The organism is Mycobacterium xenopi, from assembly GCF_009936235.1.
GTDB lineage: Bacteria > Actinomycetota > Actinomycetes > Mycobacteriales > Mycobacteriaceae > Mycobacterium > Mycobacterium xenopi.
In genome coordinates this window covers 4418434-4438546 of sequence record NZ_AP022314.1, presented here as the reverse complement: position 1 = coordinate 4438546, position 20113 = coordinate 4418434, and the positions used below count along the sequence as shown (strand labels likewise).

Sequence of the window (20113 nt, the reverse complement as noted above, 5' to 3'; positions counted from 1 at the left end):
GTTCACGACATGTGAGGTAGCCCGTACCAGTGGGCCTGCTGGCGATTCAAGTCCTGACGCCCCGCTGCGAGGGCACCGGCTCCGGCGACCGTATATCCCGCGGATCGGCGACCGTATATCCCGCGGATCGGCGAAATAGATATCGCGAATCGGCGATGTAGCTATCGCGGATCGGCGACCTCTTGGATATGCTGTCGCAGTGAATGTGCCGCACCGTGTCGCTCGAAACCTGCGTCCGAGGGTTGAAGAGGCGCTGGCCGACACGCGAATTGTTGTCGTTCAGGGCGCGCGACAGGTTGGCAAGTCCACGCTGGCGACCGAGATCACACGCCACCGCGGCGGGCGTTTAGTCACCCTCGACGATGACGTGACCCGAACGGCAGCGGCCACAGATCCCCACAGTTTCGTTCGCCAGTTCCCCGACGGACTACTCACGATCGACGAAGTGCAACGGGCCCCAGAACTGGTCCTTGCGCTCAAGGCCACCGTTGACGCCGACCAGCGGCCGGGCCAGTATCTGCTCACCGGATCCGCCAATCTCTTGCAGCTCCCAGCGACCGAGGACAGCCTCGCCGGCAGGGCTGAGAGCCTCGAACTGTTCGGATTTAGCCAAGGCGAACTCGCCGGAGTTACTGAGGCCTTCATCGACCGGCTGTTCGCCGGCGATCTCTTCCTTGGTCACGAAAGCGACCTGACCCGTCATGACTATCTCACCCGCGCCTGTACCGGCAGCTACCCCGAGGCTGTCAACCGGACGTCAACCAGACGCCGAAATGCATGGCTGGATAACTACGTCGACCGCATCGTCAAACGCGACGCATTGGACGTCTCCAATCTCCAACGCATCGCCGACCTGCCGCGGCTCATCCGACTCCTGGCCGCACGCAGTGCATCCGAGCTCAACCTGAGTTCCTTGGCCGCTGACGCCGAGATCCCCGTGCGCACCCTGCCGCCCTACCTCGATCTCCTCAAGACCCTGTATCTCATCGATCGCATACCCGCATGGTCGACCAACCTTTCCAAACGGGTCGTCGATCGACCGAAAGTCCTCCTCCTCGATTCCGGACTGGCCGCTCGCCTCGTCAACGTCTCACCTACTGGAGCCGGGCCGAATGCCAACCCCGACGCAGCAGGGGCCATCATCGAAACTTTCGTGATCTCAGAACTCCGGCGGCAACTCGGATGGTCACAACAGACCCCTCGACTGTTCCACTACCGCGATCGAGACGGCGCCGAGGTAGACCTGATACTGGAAACCGCCGACGGCCTCATCGCCGCGATCGAGATCAAGTCGGCGGCAACCCTCCGAAGCAAAGACACCCGCTGGATCACCCGACTCCGCGACAGAGTCGGCACACGCTTCGCCGGCGGCCTCATCCTCCACACCGGTCCACAAGCCCAGCCATTCGGCGACCGGCTCGCAGCCGTCCCCATCGACGCCCTCTGGTCCGCCAGGGGGTAGCTTCCCGACTTGTCACCAACCTCAAATGCCTTTGCCGCGTTCATCATTTGCTGAAGACGTTTTGGGGTTGGCACGACAAACAGCTACCGGATGGCACAGTGATCTGGACGGCTCCGTCGGGGCAGAGTTATGTCACCGCGCCGGGAAGCGCGCTGCTGTTTCCCAGCCTGTGCGTGCCCACCGCAGACCTGGAACCGCCGCCATCGACGCGCACCGATCGGTGTAGTGATCGCGGCGTGATCGTGCCCAAGCGGCGACGCACCCGCGCCCAAAACCGGGCCAATTACATTGCCAGACAGCGCAAGCACAATCGCCAGGCACGTCAACTCCGTGAAAAGGCCCGGTCCGGCCTCGCGCCACCCGACGACGAGCCGCCGCCGTTTTGACGCGGCACCCGGTCGTCGGATCAGCCGTTCGGGTCAACGCCCAGCGCGGCGAGCACATGGCGAGTCTGTAGGCGGATGTAGGAGTCGAGGCTGTAGATCGGCCCGAAATGCCAATGTTTCAACGCCCATCCGTGCGCAAGCAACATGATGTCGAACGCCATCAGGTCGACGTCGACGTCGCGGAATACGCCTTCGGCGATGCCGGCCTCGATCGCAGAGCGCAGCGGGGCGGCGGTGGCGATTTCGAATTCCTTGATCTGGGCGCGGCCGGCCGCGTCGAGGGTGCGGCTCTCGCGGTAGGTCAGCACCACTGCATCCAGGTTTTCGTCGACGATCTCGATGTAGCGCCGGATGCCGGCGGCCAACTGCTCGACGGGATTTTCACCGGCGGCTTCCATGACCGGGGCGAGCTGATCGCGGAATGCCTCCTGGATCCGCACGATCGTCGCCAGCAGCAGATCCTCCTTACCGCCGAAATACTTGTAAATCAAGCCGACGCTGACGTTTGCTTCACTGGCCAGGTCCTGCATGGACATCTGGTGAAACCCGGTCTTGCTCATGACCTTGACCGCGGCGTCGAGCACCTGGCGGCGCCGCGAGTTGGCCCGGGCCGCGCGCACGGCCTCCTCGACGGGAAGGTCCGCGTAGTCGCCGAAATGAACTTTCATCACAGACCGAGGTCTTTGGCGATGATGGTCTTCATGATCTCTGTGGTCCCGCCGTAGATGGTTTGGATGCGGGCGTCGACGAACGCCCTCGACACCGGGTATTCGCGCATGTAGCCGTAGCCGCCGTGCAGTTGCAGGCAACGGTCAGCGGTGCGCACCTGTAGCTCGGTCGTCCACCATTTCAGCCGGGCCGCCCGGGCCGCGGTGAGCCCACTGTGCAGGTGTTCCGCGATACAGTCGTCGAGATATGTTCGCGCAATATCTATTTCGGTGGCCAACTCGGCGAGTACGAACTGGGTGTTCTGCAAACTTGCGATCGGGGCGCCGAAAGCCTGACGCTGGCGGACATATTCCAGGGTCTCGGCCAGGACACCTTCCGCGGCGCCGACCGCGCCAACCGCCAGCGAAAGCCGTTCCTGCGGTAGGTTGTTCATCAACTGGTAAAAGCCTTTGCCCTCTTCCTCGAGAAGGTTGTCGACAGGCACCCGCATGTCGGTGAAGGTCAGCTCGCTGGTGTCCTGGGCGTGCAGGCCGATCTTCTCCAGATTGCGACCGCGGACAAAACCCGGTGTTTCGGCGTCGACAACCAGCAGCGACAGCCCCTTGTGCCGGTCCGGCCCGGTGCGCACCGCGACGACGAACAAGTCACCGGTTTGCCCGTTGGAAATAAACGTTTTCGCGCCGTTGACGACGTAGTGGTCGCCTTTTGAATCAGATCTGCGCACCGCAGTGGTGCGAATCCCGGCCAGATCGCTGCCGGCGCCGGGCTCGGTCATCGCGATGCCGAGCACCGTCTCGCCGGTTACCACACCGGGCAGCCAACGACGCTTCTGCGCCTCGGTCGTCAAGTCGACGAGGTAGGGCAACACGATGTCGTTTTGCAGCGAGAACGCGACCGCCTCGGCCGCCGCGCCGGCCCGCTGGAGCTCCTCGATCAGGATCGCGTGGTAGCGAAAGTCGTCGACTCCGGGGCCGCCGAACTCCTCGGGCACCGGGAAGCCCAGCAGGCCCAGCTTCCCGGCCTCGGTGAACAGCGATCGGTCCCAGCACCCGGCGCGTTCCCAGTCCTCGTGTGCCGGTAGCACGGTCTGTCGCACGAAATCGCGGACCAGTTCCCGGAACTGCTGGTGCTCAGAGGTGTAGGTCAGCGCGCTCATCGGAAGGCATCCAGACCGGTGAGCGCCTGGCCCAGCACCAGCTGGTGCATCTCCGCTGTGCCCTCATAGGTCAGCACCGACTCCAGGTTGACCATATGACGGATCACCGGGTACTCCAGCGATATTCCATTGCCGCCCAGAATGGTTCGAGCGGTGCGGCAAATCTCGATGGCCTCGCGGGTGTTGTTGAGTTTGCCGAAACTGATCTGCTCGGGCCGCAACCCGACACTGTCTTTGAGCCGACCCAGATGCAACGCCAGCAGCTGCCCTTTGTGCAGTTCGACCGCCATGTCGACGAGTTTGGCCTGCGTCAGCTGGAATCCGGCGATCGGACGACCGAACTGCGTGCGCTGGGTAGCGTAATCCAATGCGGACTGCCAGGCCGAGCGGGCTGCGCCCATCGCCCCCCAGATGATTCCGTAGCGTGCCTCCGACAGACAGGCCAGCGGCCCACGCAGGCCGATCGCCTTGGGCAGCAAGGCATCCTGCGGCACTCGCACGTCGTCGAGCACGAGCTCGCTGGTGATCGAGGCCCGCAGCGAGAGCTTGTGGTGGATCGTGTTCGCGGTAAAGCCGGGCGTGTTGGTCGGCACGATGAAGCCGCGGATGCCGTCGTCGGTGGTCGCCCACACGATGGCGACGTCGGCGACCGAGCCGTTAGTGATCCACATCTTGCGGCCGTTGAGCACCCAGTCCGAACCATCCTGTTGCGCACGGGTTTTCATCGCCGCCGGGTCAGATCCCACGTCGGGTTCGGTCAAGCCGAAGCAGCCGAGCAGTTCGCCGGCCGCCATGCCGGGCAGCCACTGCTGCTTCTGCTCCTCGGAGCCGTAGTTCCAGATCGCGAACATCGCCAGCGAGCCCTGCACCGACACCAGCGACCGGATTCCCGAATCGGCGGCCTCCAGCTCCAGGCAGGCCAATCCGTAGTGCACCGCCGACGCCCCGCCGCAGCCGTAGCCCTTCAGGTGCATGCCGAGCAGGCCCAGCTCGCCGAAGCCTTTCGCGAGCGCGCGCACCGGCAGGTCACCTATCTCGAACCACTCGGCGACGTTGGGAGCGACATGCTCGGCGCAGAATTCACGGACCGTGTCGCGCACTGCGAGCTCGTCGCTGGACAGCGACGCATCCAGGCTCAGTGGATCGGATGGGTGGAAGCTTGTCATCCGGCCATGGTAAGGCCGCCGCTGACACTGACCACCTGGCCAGTGATGAACGACGCGGCATCCGAAGCGAAGAACAGCACCGGGGCCGCGACCTCCTCGGGGCGCGCCAACCGCCGGAACGGAATCGCCTTGATCAAAGCATCTCTCAGCTTCTCGGGCATTGCTGCAAATAGTGGGGTGTCGGTCGGGCCGGGGCACACGCAGTTGACCGTGATGTGGTGTCGCGCCATCTCCCGGGCCAGCGACTTGGTGAACGCGATGACACCGCCCTTGGCGCCGGCGTAGATGGTTTCGCCCGCGCTGCCGACCCGGCCGGCGTCGCTGGCCAGGTTGATCACCCGCCCGCCGCCTCCCGCCTCGATCATGCCGGGCAGGAACGCGCTGCAGACGTACACCGGCCCGAGATAGTTGATTGCGACCACCTTCTCGGTGAATTCCGTTGTGGCGTCCAGGAATTGATGACTTCGATCCCAGCCCGCGGCGTTGACCACCACGTTGGGTACGCCAACCTCGGCGTGGGTCCGGTCTCGCAACGTGTCCACTTGCGCACGGTCGGCCACGTCTACCGGCAGCGCGGTGATCAACTCGGGCCGCTCTTTGGCCGTGGCCTCGGCGGCCGCCCCGTCGATGTCGGCGGCGACGACCCGGTCGCCTTGGGCGGCGAAGCCGAGCGCGATCGCTTTGCCGATCCCCGAGCCGGCGCCGGTCACCAGTGCGAGCTTGGCGGTCATGTGTACTTGGGTGAATCAGGATTCATTTCGGACGAACCTACATTCATTGGCCGGGCGGGATCAAGGTGGCAGGTACTGTCACGGCATGGTGCGTGCTGGCTGGCTGGGCGTCGACGTGCTGTGTGTGCTGCTGTTCTGCGCGCTCGGACGCCGCAGCCACGACGAAGGACTCAGCGCGGCGGGCGTGGTGACGACGGCCTGGCCGTTTCTGAGCGGGACCGTGGTCGGCTGGCTGGTGTCGGCGGGCTGGCGACGCCCCGCCGCTCTGGTCCCGACCGGGGTGGCCGTGTGGCTGTGCACGGTGGGGGTCGGGATGCTGTTGCGCAAGGCCACCGGATCGAGTGTGGCCCTCGGTTTCGTGGCGGTCGCGGGGTCGCTGACTGCGGCGCTGCTGCTCGGCTGGCGGGCGGCGGTCGCGGCGACGTTACAGGGTCGCCGCGGCGCGTCGAAGGGGCGAGATGGCGCGAACTGACAACGACACCTGGGACCCGGCCACCAGCGTCGGGGCCACCGCAACGATGGTGGCCACTGCCCGGGCCGTGGCCACCAAGCGCGGGCTGATCAACGATCCGTTCGCCGAGCTGTTGGTGCGGGCCGTCGGCGTCGATTTCTTCATCCGGTTAGCCGCCGGCGAGCTTGACATGGTCGACCTCGGCGACGATTTCGTGTTCGGGACGATGACCGACCTGTTCGCGGTGCGCACCCGGTTTTTCGACGGCTTTTGCGCCGACGCCGGAATCGCCGGCATCCGCCAAGTGGTGATCCTGGCCTCGGGCCTAGATGCCCGCCCGTACCGGCTGTGGTGGCCGCCGGGCACCACGGTGTACGAACTCGACCAGCCCGACGTGATCGAGTTCAAAACCCAGACCTTGCGCTCCCTGGGCGCCACCCCGACGGCGAGACGCCGCGCGGTCGGCGTCGATCTGCGGCAGGACTGGCCCGCGGCGCTGCGTCGGGTCGGCTTCGACGCCAACCAACCCAGCGCCTGGCTCGCCGAAGGCCTGCTTATCGGGTTCTTGCCGCCGGAAGCGCAGAATCGGTTGCTGGACAACGTCACCGCGCTCAGCGCCGCCGGTAGCCGGTTCGCCGCCGATCACGGCCCAAGCCAAATGCAGGCCCGCCACGAGGCCGCCCTGGCCGCCCGGTGGCAAGAACACGGCCTGGACATCGACATGAGTGAACTAACCTTCCCCGGCGAACACGACCACGTCGCTGCATACCTGGCGGCACGGGGCTGGGAGACGGTCGACACCACGTTGGCCGATGTGTGCGTCGCGACCGGTCTGCCCGGGCTGCGGCGCGGCGAGCGGGCCGACGCGCCGGTGTCAAGCCTTTACGTCACCGCGGTGTTTACCGGGCAAGCCCGGAATGTGGCGAGCCCGTAGACGTTAGACAGTTCAATGATGTCGCGACCCCTGCAGCCCATCACCCCGGGCCGGTTGCGGTTCGTGTTGGCCGACCAGGATGATCCGCTGGCGCAGCCGCTGCTGACCGAGTTGGCCGCCGAATACGCGCAGCGGTACGGCGGCACGCCGCAGACCCATCTGACCTGGCTGCGGGTTCCGTCCGCCGAGCTGGCAGCGCCGGACGGCGGGCTGGTCATCGGTGTGCTCGACGGGGCCCCGGTGACCGGTGGGGCATTTCGGCGCTACGACGCCCACACCGCCGAATTCAAGAGGATCTGGACCGGCCGAGCGCACCGCCGCCGCGGCTATGCGGCGGCGCTGCTGGCCGAGCTGGAGGCGCAGACCGCGGCGCGGGGATACCGGCGGGTGTACCTGGTCACCGGCAACCGTCAGCCCGAGGCCGAGGCGCTGTATCACGCCGCCGGCTACACGCGTCTCGACGAGCCGCTACCGGCCTGGGGGCCGTTTCGTCCGATCGCGTTCGAGAAGTGGCTGCGGTGACCGGCCAGCTACACCTGGGCGTCGCGCTCGACGGTTATGGGTGGCATCCGCAAGCCTGGCGGGCGACGCTGGCCGCCGATCCGGCCACCGCGTAGCGAGGGCTGCTGGACTTTCTCACCATCGATGACACCCTGATGGCCCAACCCGGACGGCGCGAGGCAATCGACCCGCGCCGGCTCGCCGGGCGCGCGCACGTCGTGCTGGTTGCCGCGCGCATCGCGCCGACAACCCGCCGTCAGCGCGACCGCACATGAGGCGGCGCTATTCGGCCGGCGCGACGGATCATCGGATGTTGACGAATTATTCGACGAGGCAGAAGATTTCGTCGAAGTCGTGCGCACGCTGTGGGACAGCTGGGAAGACGACGCGGTGATCCGTGACGCGGGGTTAACCGGCCATGAATTCGTCGTAGGCCGACTGCAGCTCCGGTGACAGCACCTGTGTGTTGCACTGACGCTGCGTGTCACCGATCGGCGCGAGGATGCCTCGCAGGTCGTAGTACTGCTGCGGGTGGGCGGTGAAGTAGCCCCGCAGATCCGCCGCCGCCTGCGGCCGGGGCTTGCTGAACGCTGACGTCACCGCGTCGTTGGCGTCCGGGTGGGCGTCGAGGTATTGGCGAGCCGTGCCCGTCGCCGAACTAACGGTGTTGTTCACCGCAGCAGGACTGCAGTCGGGCGCTGCGGTCGCCGTCGGCGCCACGATCATCGTCGCAGCCGCACTGCCCAGCAAGCAGGCGCCGGTGACGCGCCGGCGCAGGGTTTTGCCACTCGATTTCATTCGTAGGTGTTCCTTCGGGTTGCACAGTGGAAATGGTGGGTAGATGCCCGAATCCGCCCCGTCGTCCAACGTACGCGAACACGTCAGCCGCGGTCACTGACGCGCCAGTGCCGCGGCCCGCTCGGTGGCTTCCCGGATCGGGCCGCGCCACAGGTCACCGTGCCCGGGTGCCAGGATCTCGGTCTCCAGCAGCGCCAGGGCGGCCAGGCTGCGGACGCAATCGTCTTGGTTGTGGCTGAACACCGCCGGGAGCAATTGTGGCCCGCTGCGGCGCAATAGCGGGTGCCCGGTGACCAGGGCGTCGCCGCTGGCCAGCACCCCGTCGACCACATACGAGCAGTGCCCGCTGGTGTGCCCCGGGGTGGGGATGGCCATCGGGCGGCCGGGCAGCTGGGCGGCGATGTCTGCGGTCAACGGTTGCGCGCTCGGGATGCCGTCGCGGATCAGGCCGCCGCTTCGCACCACGTGCGCGGCCCACATCGCCCAGCGAGGCCGCCACACACGCAGGGCGACATCGACCGGCGAGGCTTGCTGCAGGTACTCGCGTTTGGCGTGTCCCACTTCGTCAGCGTGGCAATACACCGGCGTGCCGTGCTGTTCGGCGAACCAGATCGCCGTGCCCAGGTGGTCGATGTGGGCGTGGGTCAGCAATATCGCCAGCACGTCGCGCGGCTCGTGGCCGAGCTGGCGCAGCGAGGCCAGTACGTCGTCGCGGTTGCCGGGATAGCCGGAGTCGATCAGCATGACCCCGCTGTCGGCGCGGACCACAAGCCAGTTGACCGCTTCCCCCCGCACAAGGTGCACTGCCTCGGTGACGTTTTGGAGCACCGGTGCCATGTCTGCGAGCTTAGCCAGCAAGCGATCGCGAACCCGGTGCCGCCGGGCGCGGCGGGTCACCCAAAGGCAACGGAGTAGAAAAGACGGGTGGCTGCACTCAAACTCGGATACAAGGCGTCGGCGGAACAATTCGGGCCGCGAGAGCTCGTCGAGCTCGGGGTCGCCGCCGAAGCCCACGGCATGGACAGCGCCACGGTCAGCGACCACTTTCAGCCATGGCGGCACAAGGGCGGGCACGCCCCGTTCTCGTTGTCCTGGATGACCGCGGTCGGTGAGCGCACCGAGCGCATCCAACTGGGCACCTCGGTGCTCACCCCGACATTCCGGTACAACCCGGCCGTCGTCGCCCAGGCGTTCGCCACCATGGCCTGCCTGTATCCGGGCCGGGTTTTCCTCGGGGTGGGCACCGGGGAGGCGCTCAACGAGATCGCCACCGGCTACGAGGGCGCCTGGCCGGAGTTCAAGGAGCGGTTCGCCCGGCTGCGCGAAGCGGTGCGGCTGATGCGCGAGCTGTGGCGCGGGGACCGGGTGGACTTCGACGGCGACTACTACCACCTCAAGGGCGCGTCGATCTACGACGTCCCCGAGGGCGGGGTGCCGATCTACGTCGCCGCGGGCGGCCCGGCGGTGGCCAAATACGCCGGACGGGCCGGCGACGGGTTCATCTGCACTTCCGGCAAGGGCGAGGAGCTGTACCGGGACAAGCTGATCCCGGCCGTGCAGGAGGGCGCGGCGGCCGCCGATCGCAACCTCGACGACATCGACAAGATGATCGAGATCAAGATCTCCTACGACCCCGATCCCGAGCTGGCGCTGGAGAACACCCGGTTCTGGGCGCCGCTGTCGCTGACCGCCGAGCAAAAACACAGCATCGACGACCCGATCGAGATGGAGAAGGCGGCCGACGCGCTGCCGATCGAACAGGTCGCCAAGCGCTGGATCGTCGCTTCGGATCCCGACGAAGCCGTCGAACAGGTGCGGGCCTACCTCGACTACGGCCTCAACCACCTGGTGTTTCATGCGCCGGGTCACGACCAGCGGCGTTTCCTGCGGCTGTTCGAAACCGATCTCGCGCCGAGGCTGCGGCGGCTGGCCTGAGCGGGCATGCCCAGCATCTACATCGCCGCGCCGGAGGGCGACACCGGCAAGTCGACGATCGCGCTGGGAATACTGCACCGGCTGACCGCGACCGCGCCCAAAGTCGGTGTGTTCCGGCCGATTACGCGCCTCGGCGAAGACCGCGACTACATTCTGGAACTGCTGCTGGCGCATGCCAGCGCCGGCTTGCCATATGAGCGTTGCGTCGGCGTGACGTACCAGCAGCTGCACGCTGACCGCGACGCCGCGATCGCCGACATCGTCGAGCGCTACCACGGCGTGGCTGACCAGTGCGACGCGGTGGTCATCGTCGGCAGCGACTACACCGACGTCACCAGCCCCGCGGAGTTGTCCGTCAACGCGCGCATTGCGGTCAACCTCGGCGCGCCGGTGCTGCTGGTGGTGCGGGCCAAGGGCCGCAGCGCCGACGATGTCGCGCATGTGGTCGAGGTCTCGCGGGCCGAGTTGGCCGAGCAGCGCGCCCACCTGGTGGCGGTGGTGGCCAACCGTTGCGAACCCGCGCAGCTTTCGGTTTTCCAAGAGAGGTTGACCAAGTCGCTGGCCGGGCTAACCCCGCGGACCTACGTGCTGCCCGACGAGCCGGTGCTGGTGGCACCCACGGTGGCCGACCTACAGCGCGTCGTGAACGGCCGTCTGCTCAGCGGTGATCCCGCGCTGATGGGCCGTGAAGTGATGGGTGTGGTCGTCGCCGGGATGATCGCCGAGCATGTGCTGGAACGGCTTTCCGAAGGCGCTGCGGTAATCACCCCGGGTGACCGCTCCGACGTTGTGCTGGCGGTCGCCAGCGCCCATGCCGCCGACGGCTTTCCGTCACTGTCGTGCATCATCCTCAACGGCGGGTTTGAGCTGCATCCCTCGATCGCGGCGTTGGTGGCCGGACTTCGGCTGCGCCTGCCGCTGATCGCTACCGCGCTACGCACCTTCGACACAGCCAGTGCGGTGGCATCGGCGCGCGGCAGGGTCACGGTCGGCTCGCAGCGCAAGATCGACACTGCGCTGCAGCTGATGGAGAGTCACGTAGATATCTCGGATCTATTGGCGCAGTTGGCTATCCCGATACCGACGGTGACCACGCCACAGATGTTCACCTATCGGCTGCGCGAACGGGCCCGCGCAGACCGCAAGCACATCGTGCTGCCCGAAGGCGACGACGATCGCATCCTCAAAGCCGCCGGTCGAGTGCTACAGCGTGGTGTTGCCGACCTGACCATTCTCGGCGACGAGAGCCAAATCCGTTCTCGAGCAGCTGAACTCGGTGTTGACATCGACGAGGCAGCGGTGATCGACCCACGCACCAGCGAGTTGTGCGCCCAATTTGCCGCCCAGTATGCGGAGCTTCGCAAAGACAGGGGTGTTACCGTCGAGCATGCCCGCGAGATCATGCACGACGTGTCGTATTTCGGCACCATGCTGGTCCACAACGGCCATGTCGACGGTATGGTGTCGGGTGCCGCGCACACCACCGCACACACCGTGCGGCCGGCCTTCGAGATCATCCGGACCGCGCCGGGCGTCTCCACCGTGTCCAGCATCTTCCTGATGTGCCTACCGGATCGCGTGCTGGCATATGGGGACTGCGCGATCGTGCCGGACCCGACACCCGAGCAGCTCGCCGATATCGCGATCAGCTCCGCACGCACCGCTGCACAGTTCGGCATCGAACCGCGGGTGGCCATGCTGTCGTATTCCACGGGCGAATCCGGCACCGGTGCCGACGTCGACAAGGTCAGGACCGCAACGCAATTGGTGCGAAGCCGCGCACCTGACCTGCTGGTCGAAGGACCCATCCAATACGACGCCGCCGTGGACCCCTCGGTGGCGGCCACCAAGATGCACGAGTCGCAGGTCGCCGGCCGCGCGACTGTGTTGATCTTTCCCGACCTCAACACCGGCAACAACACCTACAAGGCAGTGCAGCGCAGCGCCGGTGCCATCGCGATCGGTCCGGTGCTGCAGGGGCTGAACAAACCGGTCAACGACCTGTCCCGCGGCGCGCTGGTCGAAGACATCGTCAACACCGTCGCCATTACCGCGATCCAGGCACAACAAGCACATGGCTGAGCCTCTGGTGCTGGTGATCAACTCCGGCTCGTCGTCGCTGAAATACCAGCTGATTGAGCCTATTTCAGGAACCTCCCGGGAAACGGGCATTGTCGAGCAGATCGGGGAGCGCTCGTCGCCGGTCGCCGACCACGAGGCGGCGCTGCGTTGCGCGTTCGACCGGTTCGCACAAACCGGCATCGACCTGAAAACCTGCGGCCTGGCCGCGGTCGGCCACCGCGTGGTGCACGGTGGGACGACGTTCTATCGCCCTACCGTTGTCGACGACTCTCTGGTGGCCAAGCTCAAGGACTTGGCGCCGTTGGCGCCGCTGCACAACCCACCCGCGGTGCAAGGGATCGAAGTGGCGCGCAGGATGCTGCCCGAGGTGCCGCATGTGGCGGTGTTCGACACCGCGTTTTTTCACGACCTGCCCGCGGCCGCCGCGACGTATGCCATTGACCGGGAACTGGCCGAAAAATGGAATATCCGGCGCTACGGGTTCCATGGAACGTCACACCAATATGTCAGCGAGCAGGCTGCCGCGTTCTTGGGCAGGCCGCTGAACACCTTGAATCAGATTGTGCTGCATTTAGGTAACGGCTCCTCGGCTTCGGCGATTACCGGTGGTCGCCCGGTCGACACGTCGATGGGGTTGACTCCGATGGAGGGCCTGGTTATGGGCACCCGCAGCGGTGACATCGACCCCGGCATCGTCGGCTATCTGTGGCGAACGGCGAACATGGAAGTCGACCAGATCGAGTCGATGCTCAACCACCGCTCCGGCGTGCTCGGAATCGCCGGTGAGCTCGACTTTCGCCGATTGCGTAAAATGATCGAATCCGGCGACACCGCAGCCCAGTTGGCCTACGACGTGTTCATCCACCGGTTGCGTAAGTACATCGGCGCCTACCTCGCGGTGCTGGGCCACACCGATGTGGTGACCTTCACGGCCGGCATCGGTGAAAACGCCGCGACGGTGCGCCGCGACGCGCTGAGCGGGATGGCGGACCTTGGCATCAAGCTCGACGAGCATCGCAACACCACGGAAAGCAGCGGCGCGCGGCGGATTTCCACGGACGACTCACCGGTCAGCGTGCTGGTGGTCCCCACCAACGAAGAGCTGGCCATCGCCCGCGACTGCCTAACCGCACTCGAGGCAAGGGCACACGATGGGTGAGACGGCCCCTGACGAACGGGTCGGGACGCGGTTCGGGCGCTACCAGATACGGGCGACCGTCTGCCAGACCGGCGTGGGCCGTGTCTACGACGCCGTCGACACAACCGACGACCACGCGGTTGCGCTTACCCTGTTGCCGCCCAGCGTGGACCGTCAGCGGTTCGCCGCCGAGTTGCCCGTCGTGGCGCGGCTGGCTGGACCGCACCTCATGCGGGTCCAGGATTGGGGCGAGGTCGGCGGCGCGTGCTATTTCGTCACCCCGTTGATCGCGGGCCAGACGCTGCGGTCGCTGCTGACGACGTTTGGGCCGATGAACCCCGAGCGGGCGGTGGCGATCGTCGAGCAGGTCGCCGCGGCCCTGGATGCGGTGCGCGGTCATCGGCTGATCCATCGCGACGTCAGGCCGGAGAACATCCTGGTCACCGCCGACGATGCCGCCTACCTGCTCGGCTTCGGCGTCGCCGACCCAGAACTGAGCGCACCGCGACCCACCGCGGGCACCTATGCCTACACGGCGCCCGAGCGGTTCGACAACCAGCCGCCGAGCAGCCGCGCCGACGTGTATTCGCTTGCCTGCGTGCTGAGCGAGCTGCTCACTGGAGAGCGGCCATTCCCGGCTGCAGCCACGGTAGGCCAGGTCATCAAGGCGCACCTGACAGCGGCACCGCCGAAGCCGAGTCGCATACGGCCACAAGCTATTTCATCGCACTTCGACGCGGTGATCGCGCGTGGGATGGCGAAGGATCCACGGCACCGGTTCGCCACTGCTGGCGACCTTGCGCGCGCAGCCCGCGATGCGCTCAAGGCGCAAACGCTTGGTGACCAGCCCACCATGGTGGGCCGGGCCAGCGACCTCGCTGCGGTAGCCGCGCGACGGCGCCCGCCGGAGCGTCCCGCCGAGCAGGTGCCCGACCTGGATTCGTACCCGGAGTCCTACGCCGACTCCTACCCCGACTTCTACGCCGATTCCTACCCGGACGAGTTCGCCGCGCCAGCCTGGCAGCGTTGGAAGCTGCTGCCCTTGGCCCTCGCGGTGGTGGCGGTGCTGGTCTTGGCCGCGGCCGGCATCGTCGTGTGGCGGCTTGCCTCCAACACGTCCGCGCAACCGTCCGGGCCGACCAAACCCGCGCCGACCGCTTATCGAAAAACGGTGCTGCCGTTCACCGGTCTGACCGGACCGGAGGGAGTGGCGGTCGATTCGGCGGGTGGCGTCTACGTTTCCAACGTCGAAAACGATCGGGTGATGAAGCTGGCCACCGGGTCGACGACGCAGACCGTGTTGCCGTTCACCGGCCTGAAGGAACCGTACGGATTGGCGGTGGACAAGGACGCCAGCGTCTACGTGGGCGACACCGACAACGATCGGGTGGTCAAGCTGCCCGGCGGCGCTGGCAGCCAGACCGTGCTGCCGTTCACCGGCCTCAACCGACCGGAGGGTTTGGCGGTCGATGCGTCGGGCAGCGTGTACGTCGTGGATACCGGCAACGATCGGGTGGTGAAGTTGGCGGCCGGGTCGACCAGTCAGACGGTGCTGCCGTTCGCCGACCTCGAGCGTCCCAAGGGTGTCGCGGTGGACAAGGAGGGCAGCGTCTACGTTGCCGACACCGGCAACAATCGGGTGCTGAAGTTGGCGGCCGGCGACACCAGTCAGACGGTGCTGCCGTTCACCGGCCTGAAAGATCCGTCCGGGTTGGCGGTGGATGCGTCGGACAGCCTCTACGTCACCGACGGCAGCCGGGTGCTGAGGTTGACGGCCGGCGCGACCAAGCAGGTCGTGCTGCAGGTTCCCGACCTCAGCTACACCGAAGGTGTGGCGGTGGACAAGGACGGCAGCATCTACGTCACCGACTACGGCAACGATCAAGTGGTCAAACTGGTGGCGAGCTGACCAGCCGCTAGAACGTGCTTGTGGGCCGCACCCGGTTGGCCATGTCGACCAAGGTGTAACGGTGTGCCTGGGTGGGGGCGACGCGCGCCAGGCTGCGCAGCGACGCCTCGACCCCAAGGCGCAGTCCGTGCCTGGTGAACGGGTAACCGAGGATGTGATTGGTGCTGGCCTCGTGATTTTCCAGCCAGTCCATCGCGGTGCCCAGCACCAGCGCGCGGATTTGCAGCACCCGCGGTTCGGTGGGCGGCAGCGCCTCCACCCGTCGTGCGGCGTCGCGGATCTCCTCCTCGGTGATCTCTTTCCGCGAACGCGCCGACAACAGCGTCACCGCGCTGGTCAGTCGCGCTGTGGTGAAATGCCTTGAGGTGGCTGGCACTTCGTCGAGGGTGCGCACCGCGCCGGCCCGGTCGCCTGCGGCCAGCAGTGCCCTGGCCAAGCCGAATGCCGCCGAGATCACCCCATTGTCGGTTTGCCAGACGGTGCGGTAGAACTTCTCCTGCTCGCCGGTGCCGGCCAGTTCGTGGGTGGCCGCCAGCGCCATCTTGGGGGCCAGTTCACCGGGGAAGGTGTCCAGCACCTCGGTGAAATGCTGGATGGCCGAGTCGTAGTCGCCGGTCAGCAGCTCCGACACCGCCCGATACCACACCAGCCGCCACCGCCAGCCGACCCGTTCGGCGAGGTCGTCGAGTTTGCGGGTGGCGTTGCCGACGTCGCCGAGGTCTAGCAGCGCCCGCACTTCCATCAGCGGCAGCTCGACCGACTCCGACAAGTCGATGCCCTCGTCGTCCAGGGAGCCGTGGCGGAACGCGCGCAACGAATCCAGGGTCTGCACCGGCTGCGACAGCACGGTGGCCTGCAGCAACGGCGCGGCCACGTCGGCCGGATCGACCAGCGGCACTTGCAGGGCGGTGACGATCTCCTTGGCGGTCAGCTTCTCCGAATGCACCTGCCCGTCGAGGTACACGTCGGTGTGTGCGACCAGCAGGTCGACACCGAACGTGGAGCGCGAGCGGGAAAAGATCGTGGAGAGGCCCGGCCGCGGCACCCCGGTGTCCTGGGCGACCACCTCACGCAGCACGCCCATCAGTTGTCCGGACATCTCTTCGGCGCTGGCGAACCGCCGCCGCGGGTCGGGGTCGATGGCCCGACGCAGCAGCCGGGCGAACGAGTCGTATTTGGCCAGCACCGGGTCGTCGTCGGGCAGCCCTTCCACGTAGCGGCCGTTGCGGGTGGGCAGATTCAACGTCAACGCCGCCAAGGTGCGTCCCACCGTGTAGATGTCGGTGGCCACCGTCGGGCCGGTCCGGACAATCTCGGGGGCCTGATAGCCGGGGGTGCCGTAGAGGTAGCCGAACGAGTTGATCCGCGACACCGCGCCGAGGTCGATCAGCTTGAGCTGCTCCTCGGTGAGCATGATGTTCTCCGGCTTGAGGTCGTTGTAGACCAAGCCGATGGAATGCAGGTAGCCGAGCGCGGGCAGGATTTCCAGGATGTAGGCGATCGCCTCGGCGACCGGAAGCTTCTCGCCCTTGGCCCGCTTGAGCGACTGCCCGCCGACATACTCCATCACGATGTAGCCGACCGGTTCCCCGTGGCGGTCCGGGTGCTGGACGAAATTGAAGATCTGGACGATCGACGGGTGCACCACCTCGGCCAGGAACTGCCGTTCGGCCATCGCCATCTTTTGCGCCTCGGCGTCGCCGGAATGCACCAGGCCTTTGAGCACCACCGGGCGGTCGTTGACGTTCTTGTCGAACGCCAGGTACACCCAGCCCAGCCCGCCGTGCGCGATGCAACCCTTCACCTCGTACTGGCCGGCGACGATGTCACCCGGATTCAGTTGCGGCAGAAACGAATACGGGCTTCCGCAATACGGGCACCAGCCCTCCGAGGCCGCCCTGCCGTCCGGGCCGGAGCGACCCACCGGACGGCCGCAGTTCCAGCAGAACCGCCGCGACTCCGGCACGACCGGGTTCTGCATCAAGGCTTCGAGCGGGTCGGTATAGGGCACTCGGGGCACTTCCACCAGGCCGCCACCCAGCTTTCGCACTGGCGGGACCGTGCGCGTCGCGGTGGTCGGCAACCGCTGCGGTGGCTCGATGTCGACCGTGGGCACAGAGGTGCGCTCGGAGTCGTCGAACTCGGGGCGGAAGATCGCGCGGGTGGACATCGCGCGCCGCATCGAGGCCGAGTCGGCCGGCTGGGTGCCGGGGCCCTCGTCGTGCAGGCCCTGCTCTTCGCGTCCGCGGTCCCTGGGGTCGGCCATCAGTCCAAATACCTCGCGGCGGGCGGGGCCGGCGCCGGACCCAAGACCGTTAACCACTTGCGGTACAACGTGTTCCAGGTGCCGTCGCGGCGGATACGTTCCAGCGTGCCGTTGACGAACCGCACCAGCCCGGTGTTGTTGAGGTTGATCCCGATGCCGTAGGGCTGGGTGTCCATATTTGGCCCGACGATGTGCAGGTAAGGATCCTGCGACACCAGGCCGGCCAGGATGGAGTCGTCGGTGCTGACGGCGTCAACCTGGCGCTGCTGCAACGTCACCAGGCAGTCGGCCCAGTTCACCACGGACACGATGATCGGTGGCGGCGCGATCTCTCGGATCCGCCGCAGCGACGTGGTGCCCTTTGCCACGCAGACCCGCTTGCCCGGCAGGTCGGCGGGTTTGGTGATCGCCGAATCGCGGGGAGCCAGGATGCGCTGGTAGGCGTCGAGATACACGGTGGAGAAGTTGACCAGCTTGCGCCGCTCGCACGTGATCGTCATGGTTTTGACGACGATGTCGACCAGTGACTTCTGCAGCGCGGTCACCCGTTCGTCGGACGCCAAGATCCGGTACTCGACCGCGGATGGGGTGCCGAAGATGTCGCGGGCCACCTCGCCGGCGATATCGACGTCGAAGCCGGTGATCTCACCGGTGATCGGATCGCGGAAGCTGAACAGGTTGCTGCCGATGTCGAGCCCGACGATCAGCCGGCCGCGGGCGCGGATGCCGGCCACCGCGTCGTCGGCTTCGGCTTTGGTGGGAAACGGGCGCAGGCTTGCGGTGAGATCGCAGTCGTCGTGGGAGTTCGTCCGCGGAAGCGGCGGCTGCACCGGCAGCTCTTGCATACCGGCCGGCGTGGGCGGCGGCAACGTCGGCACCGACTCCACCACCTGCGGCGCCGGCTGGCCGCAGCCAGCCAGCACGGTTGCCGCGGCGAACACCAGGACTGTCCACCGCGACCGGATCGTGGGCATACGCGTCATCACCGGTACTCGTTCAGCCGGGGCCACAGGCCCAGGGCGACCGCGATAGCGGCCCCCAGGCTCAGCACCACGGCGCCCACGGTGGCGCCGGACAATCCGCGGCGCGCGTTGAGGATGTCGGTGCGCAGTTGCTCGCGACTTTGTTGCATGGTCTTGCCCAGCGCCTCGTCGAGCTTGTCGAACGCGGGGGTGGAGTCGTCTTCGCCGCGGCCCAACGCCACCTCGGTGGCGGCCCGGTAGTTGCCGACCGCGATGTAGGAGTTGATCCGGTCGTTGGCCTGCCGCCATCGGTCCAGCAACTGGTCGGCGCCTTGCAGGTCGCTTCGGTCGACGGCATCGGGTCGCGACAGATACTGCGCGAGCTGCTGATGCATGCTGTCGATGCGTTGGTAGAAGGACTGTTTGCGGACCTCTTCATCGCCGCGCCGGATCAGCGCCAGGGTTTCGTCGGCGCGCGCCTGCTGGGCGGTGATCGCGAGATTCGTGATGGTCTTAAGTGATTCTGCCGCAGTGTCTTTCGCGCTGCGGCTGCCGGTCGTGGAAATCGTCAGCGCCGTCCCCACCCAAACCACCATAACCAGGATCGCGAGCGCGCCGACAATCAGACCGGGGTTGATCCGCCGCCTGGTGCGCCGGGCCAACCAGCGGTGCGCGTACGCGCCGAAGACGATCGTCGTGGCGACGACCAGGATCACCGGCGCGGGAATCTGGGTGGAGGCAGTGGTTTCGGTATCCACCCGCGCCGAAGTCGCTTGGTAAAGGCATTGCGCGTCGGGCAGGATCGTCGACTGCATCAACGCCGAAGCCTCCGACAGATACGACGCGCCGACCGGGTTGCCGGCTCGGTTGTTGGTGCGCGCGATCTCGATCAACCCGGTGTAGACGGCCAGTTCGGCGTTGATCCTGCCAAGCAGCAACACCGCCGACTCGCCGCGACCGCACTTCCCCAGCGGCTCGTCGGTCAGCCCACTCGACGCCCGGGTCACCGCCACTGCGGCGTCGGTGATCGCTTGCTCGTAGCGCTGCCGCACGGTGCGCGGCTCGGCTTGGGCGATGAATGCGGTCGCGGCTGCGGCGTCGGCCACCGACAACGTGGTGTAGAGCCGCCCGGCGGCGAATGCCAGCGGCTCGGTGTGGTTGAGCACAGTGGACAGCGCGTGCTGGCGATGGTTGATGGTGGTCGAGGTGGCGAATGCGCTGGCCCCGCCGAGCGCCGCCAAGATGATGCCGATGGTGAGGATGCGGCCCGGTGTGGTCGCGATGAACCACCAACGCGGGTGAGCCGGTTCGGTCGGCGACCGTGACCCCAACGGCTCGGTCGACGGATGCGCCAACTCCACGGTCACGTCTGTTCGGACCCCACCATCACTGCGCCGATCCCAAAATGAACTGAAACGAACTCTATAAGCAAATTCTAAGAGCCCTCGTCGCCGCGGGTGGGCCTTGCGGATAGTTCGTGTCCACGGTGTGCGGGCCGGCCCGGTCGCCCGACTGCTCCGTACCCGGCGCTGCGCGACGCGTCGTCGCCGGGCGGGCACTTATCCTG

At 66.7% G+C, this 20113-nt stretch carries 18 protein-coding genes and 1 pseudogene; 10 read left to right on the top strand and 9 right to left on the bottom strand.

The window, feature by feature from the left end; all coding sequences use genetic code 11:
• The first annotated feature begins 199 nt into the window (after positions 1-199).
• Positions 200-1462 (top strand): ATP-binding protein, encoded by a 1263-nt coding sequence (locus MYXE_RS21305; protein WP_085193153.1) that lies wholly within the window; start codon positions 200-202, stop codon positions 1460-1462.
• A gap of 47 nt (positions 1463-1509) precedes the next feature.
• Positions 1510-1848 (top strand): hypothetical protein, encoded by a 339-nt coding sequence (locus MYXE_RS21300; RefSeq protein ID WP_172468602.1) that lies wholly within the window; start codon positions 1510-1512, stop codon positions 1846-1848.
• A gap of 20 nt (positions 1849-1868) precedes the next feature.
• On the opposite strand, the gene MYXE_RS21295 is transcribed toward MYXE_RS21300, so the two are convergent.
• The 4 genes from MYXE_RS21295 to MYXE_RS21280 are packed head-to-tail and all read right to left on the bottom strand — an operon-like array spanning position 1869 to position 5570.
• The gene (locus MYXE_RS21295) at positions 1869-2516 is read right to left on the bottom strand and encodes a TetR/AcrR family transcriptional regulator (RefSeq protein ID WP_003923055.1); all 648 of its coding nucleotides are present in this window, start codon (positions 2514-2516) and stop codon (positions 1869-1871) included.
• The gene (locus MYXE_RS21290; protein WP_085193152.1) at positions 2516-3673 is read right to left on the bottom strand and encodes an acyl-CoA dehydrogenase family protein; all 1158 of its coding nucleotides are present in this window, start codon (positions 3671-3673) and stop codon (positions 2516-2518) included. Before MYXE_RS21290 ends, MYXE_RS21295 begins: the two co-directional genes overlap by 1 nt.
• Complete coding sequence (locus MYXE_RS21285; protein ID WP_085193151.1) at positions 3670-4839, bottom strand: acyl-CoA dehydrogenase; 1170 nt, start codon at positions 4837-4839, stop codon at positions 3670-3672. The genes MYXE_RS21290 and MYXE_RS21285 overlap by 4 nt, the downstream gene beginning before the upstream one ends.
• Complete coding sequence (locus MYXE_RS21280) at positions 4836-5570, bottom strand: SDR family NAD(P)-dependent oxidoreductase (protein WP_003923058.1); 735 nt, start codon at positions 5568-5570, stop codon at positions 4836-4838. Before MYXE_RS21280 ends, MYXE_RS21285 begins: the two co-directional genes overlap by 4 nt.
• Positions 5571-5655: 85 nt before the next feature.
• Between MYXE_RS21280 and MYXE_RS21275 the strand changes: the two genes are divergently transcribed.
• The 4 genes and pseudogenes from MYXE_RS21275 to MYXE_RS21260 all read left to right on the top strand — a co-directional run.
• Complete coding sequence (locus MYXE_RS21275; RefSeq protein ID WP_161552133.1) at positions 5656-6042, top strand: DUF3054 domain-containing protein; 387 nt, start codon at positions 5656-5658, stop codon at positions 6040-6042.
• Complete coding sequence (locus tag MYXE_RS21270) at positions 6029-6955, top strand: SAM-dependent methyltransferase (RefSeq protein WP_003923060.1); 927 nt, start codon at positions 6029-6031, stop codon at positions 6953-6955. The genes MYXE_RS21275 and MYXE_RS21270 overlap by 14 nt, the downstream gene beginning before the upstream one ends.
• Positions 6956-6973: 18 nt before the next feature.
• On the top strand, positions 6974-7477 hold the full coding sequence (locus MYXE_RS21265) for a GNAT family N-acetyltransferase (protein WP_003923061.1): 504 nt from the start codon (positions 6974-6976) through the stop codon (positions 7475-7477).
• Positions 7474-7858: pseudogene (locus MYXE_RS21260) on the top strand (LLM class flavin-dependent oxidoreductase); the annotation flags it as partial. The gene MYXE_RS21265 and the pseudogene MYXE_RS21260, both read left to right, overlap by 4 nt.
• A gap of 6 nt (positions 7859-7864) precedes the next feature.
• Here the strand turns inward: MYXE_RS21260 and MYXE_RS21255 are convergent.
• Together MYXE_RS21255 and MYXE_RS21250 are read right to left on the bottom strand one after the other, a co-directional pair.
• Entirely contained in the window at positions 7865-8254 is a 390-nt protein-coding gene (locus MYXE_RS21255; RefSeq protein WP_003923065.1) for a heme-binding protein, read from the bottom strand.
• A gap of 93 nt (positions 8255-8347) precedes the next feature.
• Entirely contained in the window at positions 8348-9091 is a 744-nt protein-coding gene (locus tag MYXE_RS21250; protein WP_003923066.1) for an MBL fold metallo-hydrolase, read from the bottom strand.
• 87 nt (positions 9092-9178) lie between these two features.
• Here MYXE_RS21250 and fgd point away from each other — a divergent pair, with 87 nt between their 5' ends.
• From fgd to MYXE_RS21230, 4 genes are read left to right on the top strand one after another with little or no spacing between them, the layout of a single operon-like run.
• Complete coding sequence (fgd, locus tag MYXE_RS21245) at positions 9179-10189, top strand: glucose-6-phosphate dehydrogenase (coenzyme-F420) (RefSeq protein WP_003923067.1); 1011 nt, start codon at positions 9179-9181, stop codon at positions 10187-10189.
• A gap of 6 nt (positions 10190-10195) precedes the next feature.
• Positions 10196-12271 carry a phosphate acetyltransferase gene (gene pta / locus MYXE_RS21240; RefSeq protein ID WP_085193150.1) on the top strand — a complete coding sequence of 692 codons (2076 nt, stop codon included), beginning with the start codon at positions 10196-10198 and terminating at the stop codon, positions 12269-12271.
• Positions 12264-13430: an acetate kinase gene (locus tag MYXE_RS21235; protein WP_085193149.1), complete on the top strand. Its 1167-nt coding sequence runs from the start codon at positions 12264-12266 to the stop codon at positions 13428-13430. The genes pta and MYXE_RS21235 overlap by 8 nt, the downstream gene beginning before the upstream one ends.
• Positions 13423-15318 carry a serine/threonine-protein kinase PknD gene (locus MYXE_RS21230; protein WP_085193148.1) on the top strand — a complete coding sequence of 632 codons (1896 nt, stop codon included), beginning with the start codon at positions 13423-13425 and terminating at the stop codon, positions 15316-15318. The genes MYXE_RS21235 and MYXE_RS21230 overlap by 8 nt, the downstream gene beginning before the upstream one ends.
• 7 nt (positions 15319-15325) lie before the next feature.
• Here MYXE_RS21230 and MYXE_RS21225 read toward each other — a convergent pair whose 3' ends face one another.
• Genes MYXE_RS21225 through glnX form a run of 3 tightly spaced genes read right to left on the bottom strand, consistent with a single transcriptional unit; the run spans position 15326 to position 19913 of the window.
• Positions 15326-17584 carry a serine/threonine-protein kinase PknG gene (locus tag MYXE_RS21225; protein ID WP_085193147.1) on the bottom strand — a complete coding sequence of 753 codons (2259 nt, stop codon included), beginning with the start codon at positions 17582-17584 and terminating at the stop codon, positions 15326-15328.
• Entirely contained in the window at positions 17584-18567 is a 984-nt protein-coding gene (locus tag MYXE_RS21220; protein WP_085193257.1) for a glutamate ABC transporter substrate-binding protein, read from the bottom strand. The genes MYXE_RS21225 and MYXE_RS21220 overlap by 1 nt, the downstream gene beginning before the upstream one ends.
• Complete coding sequence (glnX, locus tag MYXE_RS21215; protein WP_085193146.1) at positions 18567-19913, bottom strand: protein kinase G-activating protein GlnX; 1347 nt, start codon at positions 19911-19913, stop codon at positions 18567-18569. Before glnX ends, MYXE_RS21220 begins: the two co-directional genes overlap by 1 nt.
• Positions 19914-20113: the final 200 nt, after the last annotated feature.

What these genes read in the sequence shown, in the direction of transcription:
- MYXE_RS21285 (WP_085193151.1), bottom strand. Translation starts at nt 4,839, where the DNA reads ATGACAAGCTTCCACCCATCCGATCCACTGAGCCTGGATGCGTCGCTG.
- MYXE_RS21230 (WP_085193148.1), top strand. Translation starts at nt 13,423, where the DNA reads ATGGGTGAGACGGCCCCTGACGAACGGGTCGGGACGCGGTTCGGGCGC.
- MYXE_RS21290 (WP_085193152.1), bottom strand. Translation starts at nt 3,673, where the DNA reads ATGAGCGCGCTGACCTACACCTCTGAGCACCAGCAGTTCCGGGAACTG.
- MYXE_RS21225 (WP_085193147.1), bottom strand. Translation starts at nt 17,584, where the DNA reads ATGGCCGACCCCAGGGACCGCGGACGCGAAGAGCAGGGCCTGCACGAC.
- MYXE_RS21235 (WP_085193149.1), top strand. Translation starts at nt 12,264, where the DNA reads ATGGCTGAGCCTCTGGTGCTGGTGATCAACTCCGGCTCGTCGTCGCTG.
- MYXE_RS21270 (WP_003923060.1), top strand. Translation starts at nt 6,029, where the DNA reads ATGGCGCGAACTGACAACGACACCTGGGACCCGGCCACCAGCGTCGGG.
- MYXE_RS21250 (WP_003923066.1), bottom strand. Translation starts at nt 9,091, where the DNA reads ATGGCACCGGTGCTCCAAAACGTCACCGAGGCAGTGCACCTTGTGCGG.
- MYXE_RS21265 (WP_003923061.1), top strand. Translation starts at nt 6,974, where the DNA reads ATGTCGCGACCCCTGCAGCCCATCACCCCGGGCCGGTTGCGGTTCGTG.
- MYXE_RS21295 (WP_003923055.1), bottom strand. Translation starts at nt 2,516, where the DNA reads ATGAAAGTTCATTTCGGCGACTACGCGGACCTTCCCGTCGAGGAGGCC.
- MYXE_RS21275 (WP_161552133.1), top strand. Translation starts at nt 5,656, where the DNA reads ATGGTGCGTGCTGGCTGGCTGGGCGTCGACGTGCTGTGTGTGCTGCTG.
- pta (WP_085193150.1), top strand. Translation starts at nt 10,196, where the DNA reads ATGCCCAGCATCTACATCGCCGCGCCGGAGGGCGACACCGGCAAGTCG.
- MYXE_RS21220 (WP_085193257.1), bottom strand. Translation starts at nt 18,567, where the DNA reads ATGACGCGTATGCCCACGATCCGGTCGCGGTGGACAGTCCTGGTGTTC.
- MYXE_RS21280 (WP_003923058.1), bottom strand. Translation starts at nt 5,570, where the DNA reads ATGACCGCCAAGCTCGCACTGGTGACCGGCGCCGGCTCGGGGATCGGC.
- MYXE_RS21255 (WP_003923065.1), bottom strand. Translation starts at nt 8,254, where the DNA reads ATGAAATCGAGTGGCAAAACCCTGCGCCGGCGCGTCACCGGCGCCTGC.